The organism is Arenimonas alkanexedens (assembly GCF_054781355.1).
The window spans coordinates 65,772-80,698 of the sequence record NZ_BAAGUO010000002.1 but is presented as its reverse complement, the minus strand read 5'-3'; the positions used below and the strand labels follow the sequence as shown (position 1 = coordinate 80,698).

General features: G+C 66.8%; 29 protein-coding genes. 20 read left to right on the top strand and 9 right to left on the bottom strand.

Annotated elements, in window-relative coordinates:
- Positions 1-2: 2 nt before the first annotated feature.
- From ACYVGY_RS04855 to ACYVGY_RS04815, 9 genes are all read right to left on the bottom strand, one after another.
- Complete coding sequence (locus tag ACYVGY_RS04855; protein WP_460456344.1) at positions 3-1,604, bottom strand: YqaJ viral recombinase family protein; 1,602 nt, start codon at positions 1,602-1,604, stop codon at positions 3-5.
- A gap of 3 nt (positions 1,605-1,607) precedes the next feature.
- Entirely contained in the window at positions 1,608-2,471 is an 864-nt protein-coding gene (gene bet / locus ACYVGY_RS04850; protein ID WP_460456343.1) for a phage recombination protein Bet, read from the bottom strand.
- A 14-nt stretch (positions 2,472-2,485) separates the two neighbouring features.
- Entirely contained in the window at positions 2,486-2,698 is a 213-nt protein-coding gene (locus tag ACYVGY_RS04845) for a hypothetical protein (protein ID WP_460456342.1), read from the bottom strand.
- On the bottom strand, positions 2,691-2,915 hold the full coding sequence (locus ACYVGY_RS04840) for a hypothetical protein (protein ID WP_460456341.1): 225 nt from the start codon (positions 2,913-2,915) through the stop codon (positions 2,691-2,693). Before ACYVGY_RS04840 ends, ACYVGY_RS04845 begins: the two co-directional genes overlap by 8 nt.
- Positions 2,912-3,187 (bottom strand): hypothetical protein, encoded by a 276-nt coding sequence (locus ACYVGY_RS04835; protein WP_460456340.1) that lies wholly within the window; start codon positions 3,185-3,187, stop codon positions 2,912-2,914. Before ACYVGY_RS04835 ends, ACYVGY_RS04840 begins: the two co-directional genes overlap by 4 nt.
- 106 nt (positions 3,188-3,293) lie before the next feature.
- Positions 3,294-3,515 (bottom strand): hypothetical protein, encoded by a 222-nt coding sequence (locus ACYVGY_RS04830; RefSeq protein WP_460456339.1) that lies wholly within the window; start codon positions 3,513-3,515, stop codon positions 3,294-3,296.
- A complete protein-coding gene (locus ACYVGY_RS04825) occupies positions 3,512-3,691 on the bottom strand; it encodes a hypothetical protein (RefSeq protein ID WP_460456338.1) in 180 nt (59 codons plus the stop codon). The genes ACYVGY_RS04830 and ACYVGY_RS04825 overlap by 4 nt, the downstream gene beginning before the upstream one ends.
- A gap of 447 nt (positions 3,692-4,138) precedes the next feature.
- The gene (locus tag ACYVGY_RS04820) at positions 4,139-4,324 is read right to left on the bottom strand and encodes a hypothetical protein (RefSeq protein WP_460456337.1); all 186 of its coding nucleotides are present in this window, start codon (positions 4,322-4,324) and stop codon (positions 4,139-4,141) included.
- Positions 4,321-4,653, bottom strand: coding sequence for a hypothetical protein (locus tag ACYVGY_RS04815; protein ID WP_460456336.1), 333 nt, complete (start codon positions 4,651-4,653; stop codon positions 4,321-4,323). Before ACYVGY_RS04815 ends, ACYVGY_RS04820 begins: the two co-directional genes overlap by 4 nt.
- A gap of 104 nt (positions 4,654-4,757) precedes the next feature.
- Here ACYVGY_RS04815 and ACYVGY_RS04810 point away from each other — a divergent pair, with 104 nt between their 5' ends.
- The 20 genes from ACYVGY_RS04810 to ACYVGY_RS04715 all read left to right on the top strand — a co-directional run bounded on the left by ACYVGY_RS04810 (position 4,758) and on the right by ACYVGY_RS04715 (position 14,889).
- Positions 4,758-4,973: a hypothetical protein gene (locus tag ACYVGY_RS04810; protein ID WP_460456335.1), complete on the top strand. Its 216-nt coding sequence runs from the start codon at positions 4,758-4,760 to the stop codon at positions 4,971-4,973.
- 191 nt (positions 4,974-5,164) lie between these two features.
- Positions 5,165-5,491, top strand: a complete 327-nt coding sequence (locus tag ACYVGY_RS04805) for a hypothetical protein (RefSeq protein ID WP_460456334.1) — start codon at positions 5,165-5,167, stop codon at positions 5,489-5,491.
- Positions 5,488-5,685: a hypothetical protein gene (locus ACYVGY_RS04800; protein WP_460456333.1), complete on the top strand. Its 198-nt coding sequence runs from the start codon at positions 5,488-5,490 to the stop codon at positions 5,683-5,685. Before ACYVGY_RS04805 ends, ACYVGY_RS04800 begins: the two co-directional genes overlap by 4 nt.
- A complete protein-coding gene (locus ACYVGY_RS04795) occupies positions 5,685-5,987 on the top strand; it encodes a hypothetical protein (RefSeq protein WP_460456332.1) in 303 nt (100 codons plus the stop codon). Before ACYVGY_RS04800 ends, ACYVGY_RS04795 begins: the two co-directional genes overlap by 1 nt.
- Positions 5,984-6,862: a hypothetical protein gene (locus ACYVGY_RS04790; protein WP_460456331.1), complete on the top strand. Its 879-nt coding sequence runs from the start codon at positions 5,984-5,986 to the stop codon at positions 6,860-6,862. Before ACYVGY_RS04795 ends, ACYVGY_RS04790 begins: the two co-directional genes overlap by 4 nt.
- A complete protein-coding gene (locus ACYVGY_RS04785) occupies positions 6,843-7,403 on the top strand; it encodes a hypothetical protein (protein ID WP_460456330.1) in 561 nt (186 codons plus the stop codon). The genes ACYVGY_RS04790 and ACYVGY_RS04785 overlap by 20 nt, the downstream gene beginning before the upstream one ends.
- Complete coding sequence (locus ACYVGY_RS04780) at positions 7,400-7,693, top strand: hypothetical protein (protein WP_460456329.1); 294 nt, start codon at positions 7,400-7,402, stop codon at positions 7,691-7,693. Before ACYVGY_RS04785 ends, ACYVGY_RS04780 begins: the two co-directional genes overlap by 4 nt.
- A complete protein-coding gene (locus ACYVGY_RS04775) occupies positions 7,690-7,857 on the top strand; it encodes a hypothetical protein (protein WP_460456328.1) in 168 nt (55 codons plus the stop codon). The genes ACYVGY_RS04780 and ACYVGY_RS04775 overlap by 4 nt, the downstream gene beginning before the upstream one ends.
- Positions 7,854-8,186 (top strand): DUF1064 domain-containing protein, encoded by a 333-nt coding sequence (locus ACYVGY_RS04770; RefSeq protein WP_460456327.1) that lies wholly within the window; start codon positions 7,854-7,856, stop codon positions 8,184-8,186. The genes ACYVGY_RS04775 and ACYVGY_RS04770 overlap by 4 nt, the downstream gene beginning before the upstream one ends.
- On the top strand, positions 8,183-8,680 hold the full coding sequence (locus tag ACYVGY_RS04765) for a hypothetical protein (RefSeq protein ID WP_460456326.1): 498 nt from the start codon (positions 8,183-8,185) through the stop codon (positions 8,678-8,680). The genes ACYVGY_RS04770 and ACYVGY_RS04765 overlap by 4 nt, the downstream gene beginning before the upstream one ends.
- A complete protein-coding gene (locus ACYVGY_RS04760) occupies positions 8,667-8,885 on the top strand; it encodes a hypothetical protein (RefSeq protein WP_460456325.1) in 219 nt (72 codons plus the stop codon). Before ACYVGY_RS04765 ends, ACYVGY_RS04760 begins: the two co-directional genes overlap by 14 nt.
- Complete coding sequence (locus ACYVGY_RS04755; RefSeq protein WP_460456324.1) at positions 8,882-9,133, top strand: hypothetical protein; 252 nt, start codon at positions 8,882-8,884, stop codon at positions 9,131-9,133. The genes ACYVGY_RS04760 and ACYVGY_RS04755 overlap by 4 nt, the downstream gene beginning before the upstream one ends.
- Before the next feature lie 65 nt (positions 9,134-9,198).
- Positions 9,199-9,615 carry a hypothetical protein gene (locus tag ACYVGY_RS04750; RefSeq protein ID WP_460456323.1) on the top strand — a complete coding sequence of 139 codons (417 nt, stop codon included), beginning with the start codon at positions 9,199-9,201 and terminating at the stop codon, positions 9,613-9,615.
- 50 nt (positions 9,616-9,665) lie between these two features.
- Positions 9,666-9,848 (top strand): hypothetical protein, encoded by a 183-nt coding sequence (locus tag ACYVGY_RS04745; protein WP_460456322.1) that lies wholly within the window; start codon positions 9,666-9,668, stop codon positions 9,846-9,848.
- A complete protein-coding gene (locus ACYVGY_RS04740; protein ID WP_460456321.1) occupies positions 9,848-11,464 on the top strand; it encodes a portal protein in 1,617 nt (538 codons plus the stop codon). The genes ACYVGY_RS04745 and ACYVGY_RS04740 overlap by 1 nt, the downstream gene beginning before the upstream one ends.
- 110 nt (positions 11,465-11,574) lie before the next feature.
- Positions 11,575-12,858, top strand: coding sequence for a hypothetical protein (locus ACYVGY_RS04735; protein WP_460456320.1), 1,284 nt, complete (start codon positions 11,575-11,577; stop codon positions 12,856-12,858).
- Positions 12,855-13,382 (top strand): HNH endonuclease, encoded by a 528-nt coding sequence (locus ACYVGY_RS04730; RefSeq protein WP_460456319.1) that lies wholly within the window; start codon positions 12,855-12,857, stop codon positions 13,380-13,382. The genes ACYVGY_RS04735 and ACYVGY_RS04730 overlap by 4 nt, the downstream gene beginning before the upstream one ends.
- 106 nt (positions 13,383-13,488) lie before the next feature.
- Positions 13,489-13,773 carry a hypothetical protein gene (locus ACYVGY_RS04725; protein WP_460456318.1) on the top strand — a complete coding sequence of 95 codons (285 nt, stop codon included), beginning with the start codon at positions 13,489-13,491 and terminating at the stop codon, positions 13,771-13,773.
- Positions 13,770-14,018 carry a Bbp19 family protein gene (locus tag ACYVGY_RS04720; protein ID WP_460456317.1) on the top strand — a complete coding sequence of 83 codons (249 nt, stop codon included), beginning with the start codon at positions 13,770-13,772 and terminating at the stop codon, positions 14,016-14,018. Before ACYVGY_RS04725 ends, ACYVGY_RS04720 begins: the two co-directional genes overlap by 4 nt.
- Positions 14,002-14,889 carry a hypothetical protein gene (locus ACYVGY_RS04715; protein WP_460456316.1) on the top strand — a complete coding sequence of 296 codons (888 nt, stop codon included), beginning with the start codon at positions 14,002-14,004 and terminating at the stop codon, positions 14,887-14,889. Before ACYVGY_RS04720 ends, ACYVGY_RS04715 begins: the two co-directional genes overlap by 17 nt.
- Positions 14,890-14,927: the final 38 nt, after the last annotated feature.

The window sequence follows — 14,927 nt, the reverse complement described above, 5'->3', positions numbered from 1 at the left end:
GGTCAGGCGACAAGCCGCTGCGACGCCGCGTTCAGGTCGACATCGAACAGCCACTCGATCACCTTGGACTCGTGCACCCGGAAGTGCAGGCTGATGGCGTCGATGATCTCGTCGTCGGTCGGCCTGGTCTTGGCGGGCGCCGGGCGGGTCTTGCCCTTGGAGACGGGCACGGGGGCAGGCTCGGGCGCCGGCTCGGCCGCCTTGCGGGCCTGCTCATCGCGCTCCCGCTGCTCACGCTCCAGCCGCGCCGCTTCCTCGGCCCGGATGCGCTCGCGATCGGCCTCGAGCTTCGCCTCCTCGCGCTGCTTGTGCTCGGCGATGCGGCCGCGCACCAGCGCCCGGATGTCGTCGATCGGCTTGTGCACGAAGCTCTGATAGTCCGGGAACAGGTGCTTTTGGCCCTCGGTCTCCTCGCTCAGGCAGGCCAGCGCCGCGCGGATGTGCCTTGCCGACTCGTTCGCCGCGATCTTGGCCTGGGCCAGCGCCGTGTCGCAGGCGTCCTGCATGCTGCTGAGCGTCCGCTTGCCCTTGATGGCGCCCGCGAAGTCCGGCGCCTGCACCTGAAGGCCGACACCCTTGGTTTCGACGGTCAGGTCGGTGATGTGCTGAGTCCACGCGGCCCGGGCCTTGTTCACGATGTCGAGCCGGCGGTTCTCCTTCTCCGCCTTGACGGCCTTCTCCAGCGCCAGGCGCGCGGCGCGGATGGTCTCGGAGATCGACTCGGCCGTGCGCAGCAGCGAGTCCACGTCGGCCATCTGGGCCAGCGCAGCCTCGCGTGCCGACTTGATCCGGGACTCGGCCTCACCGCATGCCTTAACGGCTGCCTCGGCGTCGGCGAAGTCCTGGTCGGACTGGAGATCGGCCGGGCGCGGCAGGCGCTCAATGAACGCATCGGCATCCGCGCGGAAGGCGTCCAGATTGGAGGCCAGCACGCGGCCCTCGACCCGCAGGGACAGCGTGCCGAAGCCTGCCACCGGCGCGGCGACCACTTCAGCCTTGACGGGCTCGGGGACGTAGGCGGCGACGTCGGCGTCGAACTGCTCCCAGGCGGCGATGATGCGCGCGCGCAGGGCCGGGTCGGGGACGTACCAGGCATGCAGTTCCTCGACCAGCGTGTCGCCATCCCACTTCGAGGCCATGAACAGGACGCGCTCGGCGCCGCTGACCATGCACTGCTGCTCCATCTGGACCCGGTACTGCTCGGGCAGATCGGCGCCATACTCGGGCACGTCCCGCAACGCAGCGCGGAGCGATTCGTTCAGCGTCTTGTGCTCAAACGCCGTGTCCTCGCCCATCGTCAGGCCGTCAAAGCTGGCGCCGTAGCGGCCGCAGTCGCTGACGCCCGTCACCGGATACAGATCCTCGCCGATGATCTGCTCGGCAATCGGCCGGGCCAGCGCCTCGAAGCGGTGACCGTCGGCGAAACGCGCCTCGGTGCCGGCATCGATCTCCGGCGTGATGCCGGTGGCGACTTCGCGGATCAGCTGAGCGCGCGTCTTGTAGGACGACAGGCCCATCATTGCCGGGGCGTCAGAGGCATTGCGAGTAGTGGCCCGGTGGGCGGCCCACTCGGGCGACCCCTGGATCAGGTTCAAGGTGCGCATGGCTCAGCCCTCCCCCTGCTCGTCGCCGGCTTCGGCGGTGGGTTCCTCGTCCTTGGGCGGGTTGCGGATCTCCTTTATCTGCTCGGCAGTGAGCCGGCCCTTCGTCTGCACCTTGGCGATCACCTCGTCGGCCGTGCTCTTGCCACTGGCGATCAGGCCCCACCACTTCGGCAGGTTTGCGTCGAAGTCGGCCTGAGAGTACGGGGGCAGCTCAGCCGGCGCCGACAGGCTGCGCGTTGCCTGCACCTGAGTTGCGGTGCCTTCGATGATCTCCCTGCCTTCCATCTCCTCGGCCGTCGGCATGCCGCCGGTCGCTTCCGGGAAGGCCATGCGCAGCGCCTGGGCCTGAGTGCACTTCGCCAACTGGCCGCGCGGGCGCTTCGTCCACATCGCGTTCGGCGCCTGATCCTGATCCTTGCCGCCCTTGATGGCGTAGTTCTCGACCCAGTATTCGACGGCCGTGAACTGCGCGACATGGCCGCTCGGCAGGCGCCGCGACACGGTGACGCGGCACCATTCGGGGAAGGCGCACTCGCGGGCGCCCAGGCGCTCGGTGACCATCGGGCCGAACTCCGCCTCGGTCATGCCGGCGAACTCGCCGGTGCGGGCCGCGTCGGTGCGGTAAAGGCCGATGCCCGGCATCACGACGTCGCGCATCTCGCGCGCCTTGCTGTCCCACATGGGGACGATGTGCACCGGCTTCTTCATCGGGTCGAGGCCGGCGGCGCGGCAGTAGGCCAGCACCATGTCCACGGAGCCATCGGAGGCGCCGGGATAGAGGCTGGTCTTGAGGGCCGTGCGGATGGCGTCGGCCTGCTCGGCGCTGACCAGGGTGGTGCCCTGATGGATCTTGGCGAGTGCGTTCATGGGATCTCCGTGGTTCAGGGAATGAAGGCCAGCACCAGGGCGGCAACGGCCGCGCAGGTTCCGGCTATGTTCTCGACGGCGCGGCGGCCGGCGGGGATGGGGGCCAACTCGTCGGCGCAGGGCCGCACGTCGGGCGTCTGCGGCACCGGCAGCGAGGCGTACACGGCCTTCAGCTGCTCGGGGCTGCACAGGGCGGCGGACTGGGCCAGGTCGTGGAGGTCAGACACTGCGCACCTCCCGGCAGGCACCGAGCCCGAGCGCATCGCGCCGAGCCTCGTAGTGGGCGATTGACAGGTCGTTGTTGTGCGTCCGGTCGATCTGGTCGAGGAAGTCCCCGGAGCGCGTCAGGTCGTGCAGCTGCACCTTCGGCGGGTGCCAGGCATACATCAGGCAAATGACCAGGACCGAAACGATCAGGCATGGCGCAGCCAGGAGGAAGTTCACCGGGCACCGCCCAAGAGCAGCTGCGCCTCGTCCTGCCGGGCCTGAAGGCAGCGGCGATACTCGGCTTTGTAGGACAGCACGGCCATCGCCAGCGCGTTGTGCGCATCGTCGTCACCACGCAAAAGGTCGATCTTGGCCGCGTCCATGTCCTGGATCGCCGCCCGCATGCGCAGTTTCGCCGCAATGGCGCGATGGTCGGCCTGCTTGAGCAGCTCGGCCTGAGTCGCCGGGCGCGGGTCGGTGAATGCCTCGCGGTTGCAGACGGCGTTCAAGGCGAGACCCCGTACCATCGCAGCGCCACGTCGGCGACCATGCCGGCCAGTCCGAAGGCCAGCAGCATGATGGCCACCCGAAAGCCCGACGGCGGGGCGTGGCGGCTCACTTCGCACCCCCGAAACATGCAAGGGCTTCCGGCAGGCGCGGCGCCGGGTCGATCACTTCGCGGCAGGCCGGCAGGCGCTTGAGCACCGCAGCCATCGTCCGATAGACCTGGCGGCCACACTTCCGCGCCTGCAGGATGTCCGTCACCGCAGCGCGGCGCATGGCCTGCAGCCGGCGCTGGATACCGATGGCCGTCACCGGCGACTGAACCCGGCTCACGCCAGCACCGCCACGGCGCGAACGATCGCCACGCAGGCCAGCGCGATCGCCGGCAGCAGCGCCAGGTCGGCGCGCTGCTTTCCGAACGTCAACCAGAAGCGGATGGACCCCAGCAGCGGCCAAGACTCGGGCTGCGGGTCGAGCGGGATGCGGCGGGGATCGTGGATGTCCTGCATGGGTCGTCTCCCATGGCCCGGGGTGGGCCTCTAGGAGCGACATTACGCGTAACGCGTACCCGTGTCAACGCGCAATGCGTAGTTAATTGAAAATGTACTGAGCCCCGTTGCGGGGCAGGCATTTAGCGCGACATCAGTCCAGCTCTAACCGCCACGTGTCCCCGTTTTGGTCCAGGCATGGAGTGCCGTCGTCGCCCTTGGAAGGGCTGCAGCCGCGGAAAGAGTAGGGGGCGCTGGATTCCAAGCGAAACGAGAGGCCGCGTGCATCCCCGTCAGGAGCGGATCGGACTAAGTAGGTTTGCATCGAGCGTGGACTGTAGGCCCATAGCCAGGTGATGCCTTGATCGCGCTGGGCATTTTGGCGCGCAGCCCATTGACCGAGCTCGATGGCTACAGCGAGAACGCCGGCCACGGCGAGCCAACCCATCCAGGGCTGGAGCTGTCGGCTCATCCGTCGCCGAAGATGGGCCGCAAGATCAGCCAGTAGATCGGCCAGATGGTCGCCAGAAATGCGTTGATCGGCACGATTAGAAGCCAATTCCACCAGTTGTAGTCAGTGCCGTCGAGAAAAGTCAGGTAGACGAAGGTGGCGAAATCGGCCACCCAGAACGCGACCCACAGGATGTTCTTCATACACCCCCCTTCATGCTCCGAACCAACGCTAGCACGGCTTCGCGCTGGGCCGGGCTCAGTTCGCGCAACTCGCGCAAGACAGAAGCCTCCACTTTGCCATTAGCTACCTCGATCTCGTCGCCCGCCAGTGCACTGAGGTCGGTTTCCAAGACCATGCACAGCGCTTTCAGGTGCTCCATCTTTCGCACTCCCCTTCTGCCATTAAACCAACCGGCAACAGTGGAGAAAGCGACATCGAAGCCCAGCCTATTCAGGGCTGCATGTACTTCGGGAACGCTGAGCCCTAGTTGTTCTCGCCGGGCGGTGAGATTGACTGATAGCTGTGTCATGGAGTGAGAAGCCTTCGGGGGCTATCAGCGTAAGAGCCCCCCTTGCGTAGCGGGTACGCGCTGTGCATACTTCACCACAACGCGTAACGCGCACTGGTCGGAATATGGACGCACGAACTTACTGGAAAGCCTACGTCGAGAAGAAAGGCGGCCCCACCAAGGTGGCCGAACTGCTCGGAATCCCCTACAGCACGATCGCCGGCGTGTGCAACGGCAGCCGCGGCATAGGCCGCGACCTGGCCGCGCGCATGGCCGCTGCTGATCCCGCCCTCGATGCGTCCCTGCTGCTGTGGGTGCGTGCGGTCGAGAAGGCTGCCTGAATGCCCCGCCTCGCCCACGCCCTGATCGTCGCTGCCCCTGTCGGAGCACGGCTGGGCGGGGCGGGGCTTTCTGTTCGCTGCGTTCATGGCCTCAGCGTTGCCCGCCGGAGCCTCTCAACGCCACTCAACAAGGTTGCGAAGTGATGAGTACCCAACTCGCTATCCCCGTTCCCTTGCGCCCGGAAGAGGTCATGCGCGAGCGCAGCCTTGGCGGCGCCCTCGAGCTTTGCGCCAAGGTCGCCGGCTTCGACCTGGACAAGCAGCTGCAGCAGGCCCTGGGCGTGGACAAGGGCCAGTTCAGCCGCTGGCAGTCGGGCGGCGAGGGCATCAAGTGGGACAAGTTCACCGCCCTGATGGACGCCTGCGGCAATGACGCTCCGCTGCTGTGGATGCTCCACGACCGCGGGTATGACCTGCACAGCATCCGCAGACTGGAAACCGAGACCGAGAGCGAGAACCGACGCCTGCGTGACGAGAACGCCGCGCTGCGCCGCGTGCTGGTCGGGGTGGCGTCGTGAGGGGCCTCCTGCTCGCCTGCGCCGTCGCGCTCGCCTTCGCCGCCGGCTGGTACTGGCGCGCCGGCGATGTGTCCGCCACGGCCTTCCTGCTGATCTCTGCCGGCCTCGCCGTCCTGGGCGCCCACGTCTGCCACCTGCTGGCCCGGAAGTGGCGCTCGCCGCTGATCGCGGACGTACGGAAGGGGAGGCTGTGATGGAAGCCCTTCAGGTCACCTTCGACTTCACCCTCGCGCGCCGGCATGACCCTGGCACCAGCAAGCAGGCCGCGCGCCAGGCCCAAAACTTCGCCGCCGGCCACTGTCGCCAGATTCTGGACTCTCTGCGCCAGCACGGACCGCAGACGAAAGACGAGCTGGCCGCGAACACCGGGCTGGACTCGGTCGCGGTCGCGCGCCGGATGGCGACCCTGCGCGACCAGCTGCTCGTGCGCGATTCGGGCACAACCAGGCCGACCGCCACGGGCCGGGCCGCGACGGTATGGGAACTGCGCCAGTGAGCGACACATACACCAAGCTGTTCAGGTCGATCGCTGCGTCGACCATCGTTTCCGAGCCGCTGGCGACCCGCTGGCTATGGGTGACGCTGCTTTCGCAATGCGACAAGGCCGGGAACGTCTATGGCTCGATTCCCGGCCTGGCCCGGCTGGCGAACATCACAATCACCGAGGTCGAGAAGGGCCTCGAAAGCATGATGTCGCCCGACCCCTACAGCCGCACGAAAGAGAACGAAGGCCGCAGGATCGCCGAAATTGACGGCGGATGGGTGCTTCTGAATCACGCCAAATACGACGCTATGCGGAACGAATCCGAGCGCGCCGACTATAAGCGCGAGTGGGATCGGAAGCACCGCAGCAAGTCGGCCAGGGCGGAACGCGACAGCGCCGAGACTTCCGGACAATCCGACGCGAATCCGACAGATTCCGACAAATCCGCCGCACCCGACCCCACTAGCACCAACACCAACACCAACACCAAAGAGCAGAAGCCAGAGAGCAGCGCGCCGGCCTCGCCGTCGCTTGCCGGGCTCGCTTGCCGGGCTATGCGGGACGCCGGCTGCGGCCAGACCAACCCCAGCCACCCCGACCTGCAGGCGGCGCTTGCCGAGGGGGTGACGCCGGAAGCCTTGGCCGACACCGCCCGCGAAGCCATCGCCGCCGGCGTCCGTAAGCCCTTCGCCTACGCCATCCAGACCGCCAGGGGCCGTCATGCCGACGGCGCCAGGCCCGCCCCCGGAGCCAACCATGTCCAAACCCGTGAACGCGGCGGATCTCGTCGCCTATCTGCCGTCGAGCAAGTCGAGCACGCCATTGCCGAGCGCCGAGAGCGCGAAGCCCGAACCATCGAGGGCGAGAGTGTCAGCCTCGACGCTTGACGGCTTCTGGCTTCGCATGGCGTCCATGTTCGGCCACCCGTGGGTGAGCCAGTACGGCGCCGCCCCGGACGGTGTTGCGGGTGACACCTGGGCCGCGGTGCTGGCGGGGCTGACGCCGCACCAGGTCGCCGCCGGCCTGCGCGCCGTTTCGCTAGTCCCGAGCGACTGGCCGCCGACGGCGCCCCGCTTCCGGTCGCTGTGCCTCGGCATCCCGACCCTGCCGCAGGTGCGCATCGAGCTGCGCGCCGGCAACCCCGAGCCCAGCCCATTCGCCCGGCTGATATGGCAGTACCTGGACGGTTACGCCTACCGCCGCGCCGACGCCGACAAGGCCGACCGGATGCTGCGCGATGCCTATGAACTGGCCGCCGCCTTCGTGATGGCCGGCGTGGAACTGCCCGGCGCCGCGCTGGCGATCGCGAAGGAAGCCGAGGCCGAGCGGACGCCGGCATCGCCCGAGGTCGCCCGCCGCGCGCTGGACGAAATAGCCGAGCGGCTTGGCGTCGACCGCAAGACCGAGGCCGCGGGTCCGGACGCATGAGGACGAAAAACGCCGCCAGCTTCACCCGCGCCGAGTCCGCGCACCTAGCCAAGGTCAAGGCGACCAGCTGCGCCCTGTGCGACGGCCCGGCGCCGGTGGAGGCGCACCACGTCGAGCAGGGGCAGCACTTCACGTCCATCGGCGTCTGCCCGCTGTGCCATCGCGGCCCCCATGGCATCCACGGCGACCAGACGATGCTCCGGCTGCGGTTCAAGACCGCCGGCCTTCGGGCGGAGCTGGCCGCGCTCAACCTGACACTGGGCCGTGTGGCCGCATTGGAGAATTCATGAGCCCGACCGTCGGAACCCCGTTCTACCTGGCGCCCTGGTGGGTCGAGGTGGCCAGTTACAGCCCGAAGTCGAAGATGGTGCGTCTGAGCCGCATCGGCATGCCAAAGGCCCCGCTGCTGCGCGTCGGGCTTAAGACGTTCCTGCGGCAGGCGAGGGCGGTATGACCCAGAACTACGCCCTGGGCCGCCTGCCGCGCGGCACGATGAACAAGACCGAGGCCCGGTATGACCAACACTTGGCCCTGCTGCAGCACGCCGGGACCATTGTCTGGCGCCGGTTCGAGGGCCTGAAGCTGCGACTGGCCGACGCGACGTTCTACACCCCCGACTTCGCGGTGATGCTGGCCGACGGCACGATGGAGTGCCACGAAGTGAAGGGCCACTGGACCGACGACGCCCGCGTGAAGATCAAGGTGGCGTCCGGCATGTACCCCTTCCGGTTCGTGGCGGTGAAGGCCAGTAAGGGCGGCTGGGCGACGGAGGAGTTCTCTTGAGCCTGAGCCTTAACCCCAAAGAGCGCGAGCGCGCCGAGCTGGCCGCAGCCTATGCCGACTTCCTGGCCCGGGGTGAGCAGCCCGAGCGCCTGCCGGTCGGCGCCATGAAGGAAACCGGCTACACCGGGAACCAGCTCGTGCAGCTGGTCACCAGCCGCGCTACCGCCGCGAAGATGGAACGGGCAGGGGCGGAGCGCAGCAGGGAGCGACCGGCGCCATTCAAGGCCAAGCCGGCCACCGAGCTTTCGCCCGCTATGACCGAGACCCTGCAAGCGTTCGTGGACGGTGACACCTCGTTCAGCCTAGGCGCTCGCATGGGCAAGAAGCCCACCGCCGTCTGGCAGGTGCTGCTGCGCCTGGAAGCCAAGGGCAAGATCCGCCGCAAGCCGGCGTGGCGGTTCACGCCGTGGTTCCTGGTGGTGCCAAGTGAGCCGGGCCGACCCGCTCCTGCGCCCGGCCTCGCGCATGACGGCCTCGCGCGTGCGCACGTTTAGCCCCGACCGGCTGCACGACGCCCTGACCTGGTTCGACGCCAACCGCGACGGCACCCGGGAGGGGTTCCAGCGCCGGTTCAAGCGCGCGGCCGACCAGCTCCTCACCGCCTGCCTGAGCCAGGGCTACCTGGCCCCGCGCGGCCGGCACTACGAGATCACCATCCCTGGGGCCAGGCGGCTTTACGACATTCGGAGCCGCGAGTGAGCCACAAGGGGCCCGTCGAGCGCGTGGACTGGTTCCAGGTGCTGCTGGACCTCTCCCGCCGCGGCTACGCCCTGCAGGCCATCGCCGCGCAGATCGCGGTCCCCAAGTCCACGCTGATGGGGTGGAAGAACCAAGGCCACGAGCCCCGGCACGTCGAAGGGGAGCGCCTGCTGATTTTCTGGGCGCGCGCGACCGAGCACGACGTAGCCAAGGCGCCGCGTACCCATGCGCCGAACTGGCTGGGGTGAAAGTCGGGAACCCGACCGGCCGAGCGCGGCACGCTCCTTGCGCAACCTCACCCAAGGACCAGCCCATGGCCAAGAACCGACCCGCCCTCGTTCCGCAGATTCCGGGCGCCGCGCCCATCACGCCGTCGCCCGAGCCGCTGCCCACCGTCCCCGAGTCCTTCCTCGCCGAGATCGCCGTCCTGTCCGACGAGGGGCTGATCTCGCTCGACACCGCCGAGCGCAGCGGCGAGCACCGCCCCGAGTACCTGGCCGCGATCGAGGCCGAGCTGCAGCCACGCATTGCCCGGCAGGGCGGGCTGGCGGTAAAGGCGGAATATGGCACCAGCGTGGTGGCCGAGGCGCTTGCGGATGTCTCCGCCATCGCGCCCATCCCCAGCCGCCCCGGAGCCGCTGCCATTGACCCCTCGACCCTCATCCGGCCCGTGCTGACCGCAGATGGCTGGCTGATGCCGTCCACCGCCACCCCACCGATCATCCGCTGAGAGAACGCCGCATGTGCTCCGCGCCCAAGCAAAAAACCCCAGCGATCGTAGTGCGCGATCCCGTCGCCGAAGCCCAGGCGGCCGAGACGCAGGGTCAGCGGGTGGCCAATCAGGAGCTGGCGGTCAAGCGTAAGCGGCAGAAACGGTCGTCCCTGCTCACCATGGGCGCGGCCGGGTACACCGGGCCTGCGGGCGCGTCGATGCTGGCGTCAGCTGCCCCTGGCGGTGGCTGATGAGCGCCACCAACTTCGAGCGATGCCTGCAGCGTGGATCCGCGCTCAAGTCCCTGCGCCAGCCGCACGAGGACGTGTGGCGCAAGTGCTACGACTACACCTACCCGATCCTGGGCAGCGGCCTGCAGGGCAACAAGATCGACGCCCAGCAGGGCCTTAGCCGCAATGCTTCCCTGCTCGATGGCACCGGCACCGAGGGCGCCCGCACCCTGACCAGCGCCATCATGCAGGGCCTCACCCCGAGCTCGACCCTGTGGGCCTTGCTGGACGTGGGCAGCGAGACGAGCGAAGAAGAGCGCTGGCTCTACGACGCCGCCGTGGCCATCTGGGAGAACATCCACAACTCCAACTTCGACGCCTCGGCCTATGAGGCCGTGCTCGACAGCGTGATCGCCGGCTGGTGCGTGCTCTACATCGACGACGACCGCGAGCAGGGCGGCTATGTGTTCGAGAAGTGGACGCTAGCCAGCTGCTACTGCGCCAGCACCCGGACAGACGGGCGCATCGACACGATCTACCACTACTACCAGCTCCCCGCCGTCGCCGTGGTCCGCGAGTTTGGCGAGGAAACTGTCAGCGTCGAGACGCGCAAGCTCGCCCAGGACAAGCCCGACACCATGGTGGACCTGGTCCACGTGATCGAGCCCCGGGCCCTGAGTGCGGTGGGTGCGCTGCGGGCCAAGAATCTGCCCTTTGCCTCCCTGCACGGCGAGGTCAAGGCGCAGAAACTGCTGCGCGAGAGTGGATACCACGAGTTCCCGTGTGTCGTGCCCCGCTGGCTGCGCATCCCCGAGTCGGCCTATGGCGTCGGCCCGGTGTATGACGCGCTGCCGGATATGCAGGAGCTCAACGACACCAAGTTCATGCAGAAGGCGTCCATGGAGCTGGCCATCGCCGGCATGTGGATTGCCGAGGACGACGGCGTGCTCAACGCCCGGTCCGTCAAGGTCGGCCCGCGCAAGATCATCGTGGCCAATTCCGTTGATTCGATGAAGCCGCTGCTCACCGGCGCCGACTTCAACGTCGGGTTCACGGCCGAGGAACGCCTCCAGGCCGCTGTGCGCCGGCGCCTTATGACCGACGAGCTGACCCCGCAGGACGGCCCGGTGCGTTCGGCCACCGAGATTTACCAGAACATGCAGATGCTGCGGCAGAAGCTGGGCCCGGTGTACGGCCGCTATCAGGCCGAGTACCTGCGGCCCCTGATTGACCGCTGCTTTGGCTTGGCCTATCGGGCCGGCGCCCTCGGCACGCCACCCCAGTCGCTGGGCAACCGGACCTTCACGGCCAAGTACATCAGCCCCATGGCGCGCGCGCAGAAGCTCGAGGAAGTGCAGGCCGTGGACACGTTCCTCCAGGGCGTGCTGGTCGCCGCGGAGTCCAGCCCGGAAACCGCCGCCGAAATGCTCGACAACATCGACCTCGACGCCGCCATGCAGTTCAAGGGCGAGGCTCTGGGGGTGCCTACGGCCATCCGTCGCAAGCCTGACGACATCGCCAAGCGGCGCCAGGGCCGGGCCGAAGCCGCGCAAGCCGCGCAGCAGCAAGAGCAAGCGGGCGCCATGCAGATGGAGGCCGTCAAGGGCGCGACCAAGCAGCAAGGGGTCGCGCGATGATCGGCCGGCGCATCGGGCAGGGCAGGGCTGGCCTGGGTGGACGTGTTGGCGCAATTACGTCTGCTGGGAGGGGGGGCGGGTTTGACCCGGCCACGCAGGCTGATTACTTCGTGTCCACCACGGGCATCGATTCCAACGACGGCCTTACGCCCAGCACGCCGAAACTCACGATTCAGTCGGTCAAGGCGTTGTTCGATGCGGCGTCAGGCAATAAGGCCGTCTATGTCGCGCCGGGGACGTACAAGGGCGGCCCGGATTGGGCGGCAGCTTCTAGCGCATACGCATCTCGCCGTGCGATTAAGTTCTACATGGCTGGCGTCACCGTGGACAACCAAGACGATGCGGCTGCGAACTTCGCCAATAATGTGCGGGTCTACGCGCAAAACCTAACCCTCGAAGTGGTCGGCCCTTGCACGCTTACCAACGTCACAAACGATAACGTGAACTTCGGCGGCGCTTATGGTGTAGGTCTTGAATGCACGGTAATTTGCCGGAATGTGACCATGACCGCGCCGGGCGCTTCCGGCGATTGCTTCTCGGCTCACGGAGATTCCATCGGCTACGCCTACGATTGCACAATGACCACGGCCAGCAACAAGGCCGCAATCGCGCACATTGATAACAGCCGAACCTATCACTACCGATGCACCGTCAATTGCGGCACGACCAGCAGCCCAAACGTGCTTGTCGCAGACAACTCGCCAGAAGTCCCAGTCGCTTACTTTGAGGACTGCGTTTTCATCGCGGACGTAGCTAGTGCCAAGGGCATCGGCATCGGCATCGGATTCAACGCTGGCGAGGCTGATTTTGTTCGCTGCCGATTCATTAAGGGCGCTGGCACATGGGCCGCAAACGATAGCGGCGCTGCGAATTCCCCCGTCCGCATGACAGATTGCTATGCCGAAGGATTGAACGCCGAGGCGAACGCCGCCAGTCGCTTTCTCCGTTGCTATGGTGACTGGAAAATTCGCATGGGGCGCGGCACCGGAACGCAAGGCCCTGCAATCATCGAGAACTGCGTGTTCAGCCGCACCGGAGCGCCTATTCTGGAATGGCACTTCTACGACGGCGGCGCAACGTGGAACGGAGGGCCGGGCGGGAGCGTCAGGAACAACATCTTTGAGGACGCCACTACCGCGATTAGCAGCGTAACCACGGCTGGCGCAATTGCCCGAGTAAACGCGATTTGGTCATTTGAAAACAACTGCTTCTTCAACAACACGGCCAACTACACGGCGGGACTCACCGCTGACGGCGTAGACGTTACCGGCCAAGACCCGCTACTCGTCACCGGCTCCGGTTCCGACCAAGACAACTGGAAGGTTGAGTCGGGTTCTCCGTGCATCGGGGCAGGCACATCGGGCGTCAATATTGGCTTGGGGGTTGCGGCATGAAATCCCTCTACCTCTCAGCCGAAGAAGTCGGCAAGTTCCTGTCCTACTGCCCGGAAAGCGGCCTGCTCACATGGCTTGTTTCGCCCAATGGCCGGATAACTGTCGGACAGGTCGCGGGCAACGTGAGCCAGCAGGGGTACATCAATATTCAACTTCTAGGTCGCCAACTTAAGGCGCACCGAGTCGCATGGCTTCTCCACTATGGCGAGTGGCCGGAGAATGAGGTTGACCACACGGACGGGGATAGAGCGAACAACCGCATTGCCAATCTAAGGGCGGCCACTCACTCGCAGAACATGCAAAACAAGTTTCGCGCCAAGAAAGGCTCAACATCGGGTTACATCGGTGTTTCGTGGTCGGAACAATCGAAGGCATGGCACGCGCAGATACGCGCCGAGGGCAAAGTTAAGCACCTCGGATTCTTTGCGACACCGGAAGAAGCAAGCCAAGCGTATCTAGTCGCCAAGGCCAGATACCACCACTTCTGGGCGGGCCACACCGAAGGCGAGAGGGCGGTAGCATGAAGTCCGTGTACTTGTCTGCGGGCCACTCCAACACCGACCCCGGCGCTGTGGCGGGCGGGCGGCGCGAGGCCATTGACAACATCAACCATTTCACCAGGAGCACCCCATGACCCAGACCACCCACATCGCCGCCGGCCAGACCGCTCTCGCAGGCACTCCGGTTTCCGTCACCAGCCGCGCCACGTTCTCGCTGGCGACCGCTGCCGGCGTGCGCATCCCCGGAAACATCACGATCCCGGTGTACCTCAAGCAGGGCACCGAGAAGCAGGTGGTGGGCAGCCTGTCCGACCTCTACCGCAACTGGGTCGCGGACGCCCCCGGCGACTTCTACGCCGATCGCCCGGACATCAGCGCTTACGGCGTGAACGTTGCCGTGCTGGTGGATGCGTGAGCCAGCCCGCCGGCCCGGAGCCGTTCGACCCCGCCATGTACGTGCGGGTGTTCGAACAGCATGCCGAGGGCGCGATCATCCTGGCCGAACTCGAGCGCCGGTTCAGCCGGGGCCCGGTGTTCGAAGGCGGCATTGACGGCGTGCGCCGTTCAGATTTCAACGCCGGCGCGCGGTCGGTGGTCGAGTTTATCGCGCTGAAAATCAACCAAGCCAACGGAGTTCAGGACCATGAAACTGAGGAATAACCGCTATGCGTATCGCGCGATGGCTGATGATGGGGCTGGCGCTGGTGGCGCCGCCGACGGTGCCGCGGCTGTCCCCGCGGATCCAGCGGCGACTGGCGAAGCGACCGGCAGCGTTCTCGCCGGCGGCAAGGAAGGCACCGAAGCCCCCGCGCTGATCGAGCGCGTCCAGGAGAAGTACCGCGTCCTCAAAGCCGACGGCACGCTCGACATGGACGCCACGCTGGCAAAGCAGGCCGACGGCTACAACGAGCTCTCCAAGCGCATCGGCAAGGGCGACCTGCCACCAGCATCGGCCGACGAGTACGCCCCCGAGGGTCTGCCCGAAGGCGTCAACATCGAAGAACTCAAGGCTGACCCGCTGTATCAGTCCTTCCTCAAGGGCGCCCACGCCAAGGGCCTGAGCAACGAGCAGGTGAGCTATGTGCTCAATGAGTACATGGCGCGTGCTCCGGACATCGCCAAGGGCGCCCAAACGATCGACGTCGAAGCCTGCGCCACCCAGCTCAAGGCCGAGTGGAAGGACGAAGCCACGTTCCAGACCAACCTCAAGGCCGCTTACCGGGTCACCGCGGCCGTGGCTGAGAAGGCCGGCATCCCCATGGCCGAGATCGAAGGCTCCCCGATCGCCAACGACCCGCGCTTCCTGCGGCTGATGGCGGCTCTGGGGCCCGAGTTCTCGGAAGCGCAGTCCCTGTCCTCGGGCACCAGCATCGCGGCCGCGGACTTCGACAGCCAGCTCCAGGAGATTCGCAGCCAGGAGGGCTACAACGACGCGAACCACCCGCAGCACAAGGCGCTGATGCAGCGCAAACAAGACCTGTACGCAAAGCGCTACGGCACGGCCCCGGCCCCCGGGGTCACGAAAGTCTGAGATCGCAAGAACCGGGCCTGGTCCCCCGGTAGCGGTAG

Coding starts and splice junctions, on each gene's coding strand:
- ACYVGY_RS04770 (WP_460456327.1), top strand. CDS start 7,854: ATGACCCAGAACTACGCCCTGGGCCGCCTGCCGCGCGGCACGATGAAC.
- ACYVGY_RS04795 (WP_460456332.1), top strand. CDS start 5,685: ATGGAAGCCCTTCAGGTCACCTTCGACTTCACCCTCGCGCGCCGGCAT.
- ACYVGY_RS04810 (WP_460456335.1), top strand. CDS start 4,758: ATGGACGCACGAACTTACTGGAAAGCCTACGTCGAGAAGAAAGGCGGC.
- ACYVGY_RS04775 (WP_460456328.1), top strand. CDS start 7,690: ATGAGCCCGACCGTCGGAACCCCGTTCTACCTGGCGCCCTGGTGGGTC.
- ACYVGY_RS04820 (WP_460456337.1), bottom strand. CDS start 4,324: ATGAAGAACATCCTGTGGGTCGCGTTCTGGGTGGCCGATTTCGCCACC.
- ACYVGY_RS04855 (WP_460456344.1), bottom strand. CDS start 1,604: ATGCGCACCTTGAACCTGATCCAGGGGTCGCCCGAGTGGGCCGCCCAC.
- ACYVGY_RS04805 (WP_460456334.1), top strand. CDS start 5,165: ATGCGCGAGCGCAGCCTTGGCGGCGCCCTCGAGCTTTGCGCCAAGGTC.
- ACYVGY_RS04725 (WP_460456318.1), top strand. CDS start 13,489: ATGACCCAGACCACCCACATCGCCGCCGGCCAGACCGCTCTCGCAGGC.
- ACYVGY_RS04780 (WP_460456329.1), top strand. CDS start 7,400: ATGAGGACGAAAAACGCCGCCAGCTTCACCCGCGCCGAGTCCGCGCAC.
- ACYVGY_RS04825 (WP_460456338.1), bottom strand. CDS start 3,691: ATGCAGGACATCCACGATCCCCGCCGCATCCCGCTCGACCCGCAGCCC.
- bet (WP_460456343.1), bottom strand. CDS start 2,471: ATGAACGCACTCGCCAAGATCCATCAGGGCACCACCCTGGTCAGCGCC.
- ACYVGY_RS04750 (WP_460456323.1), top strand. CDS start 9,199: ATGGCCAAGAACCGACCCGCCCTCGTTCCGCAGATTCCGGGCGCCGCG.
- ACYVGY_RS04715 (WP_460456316.1), top strand. CDS start 14,002: ATGAAACTGAGGAATAACCGCTATGCGTATCGCGCGATGGCTGATGAT.
- ACYVGY_RS04815 (WP_460456336.1), bottom strand. CDS start 4,653: ATGACACAGCTATCAGTCAATCTCACCGCCCGGCGAGAACAACTAGGG.
- ACYVGY_RS04740 (WP_460456321.1), top strand. CDS start 9,848: ATGAGCGCCACCAACTTCGAGCGATGCCTGCAGCGTGGATCCGCGCTC.
- ACYVGY_RS04730 (WP_460456319.1), top strand. CDS start 12,855: ATGAAATCCCTCTACCTCTCAGCCGAAGAAGTCGGCAAGTTCCTGTCC.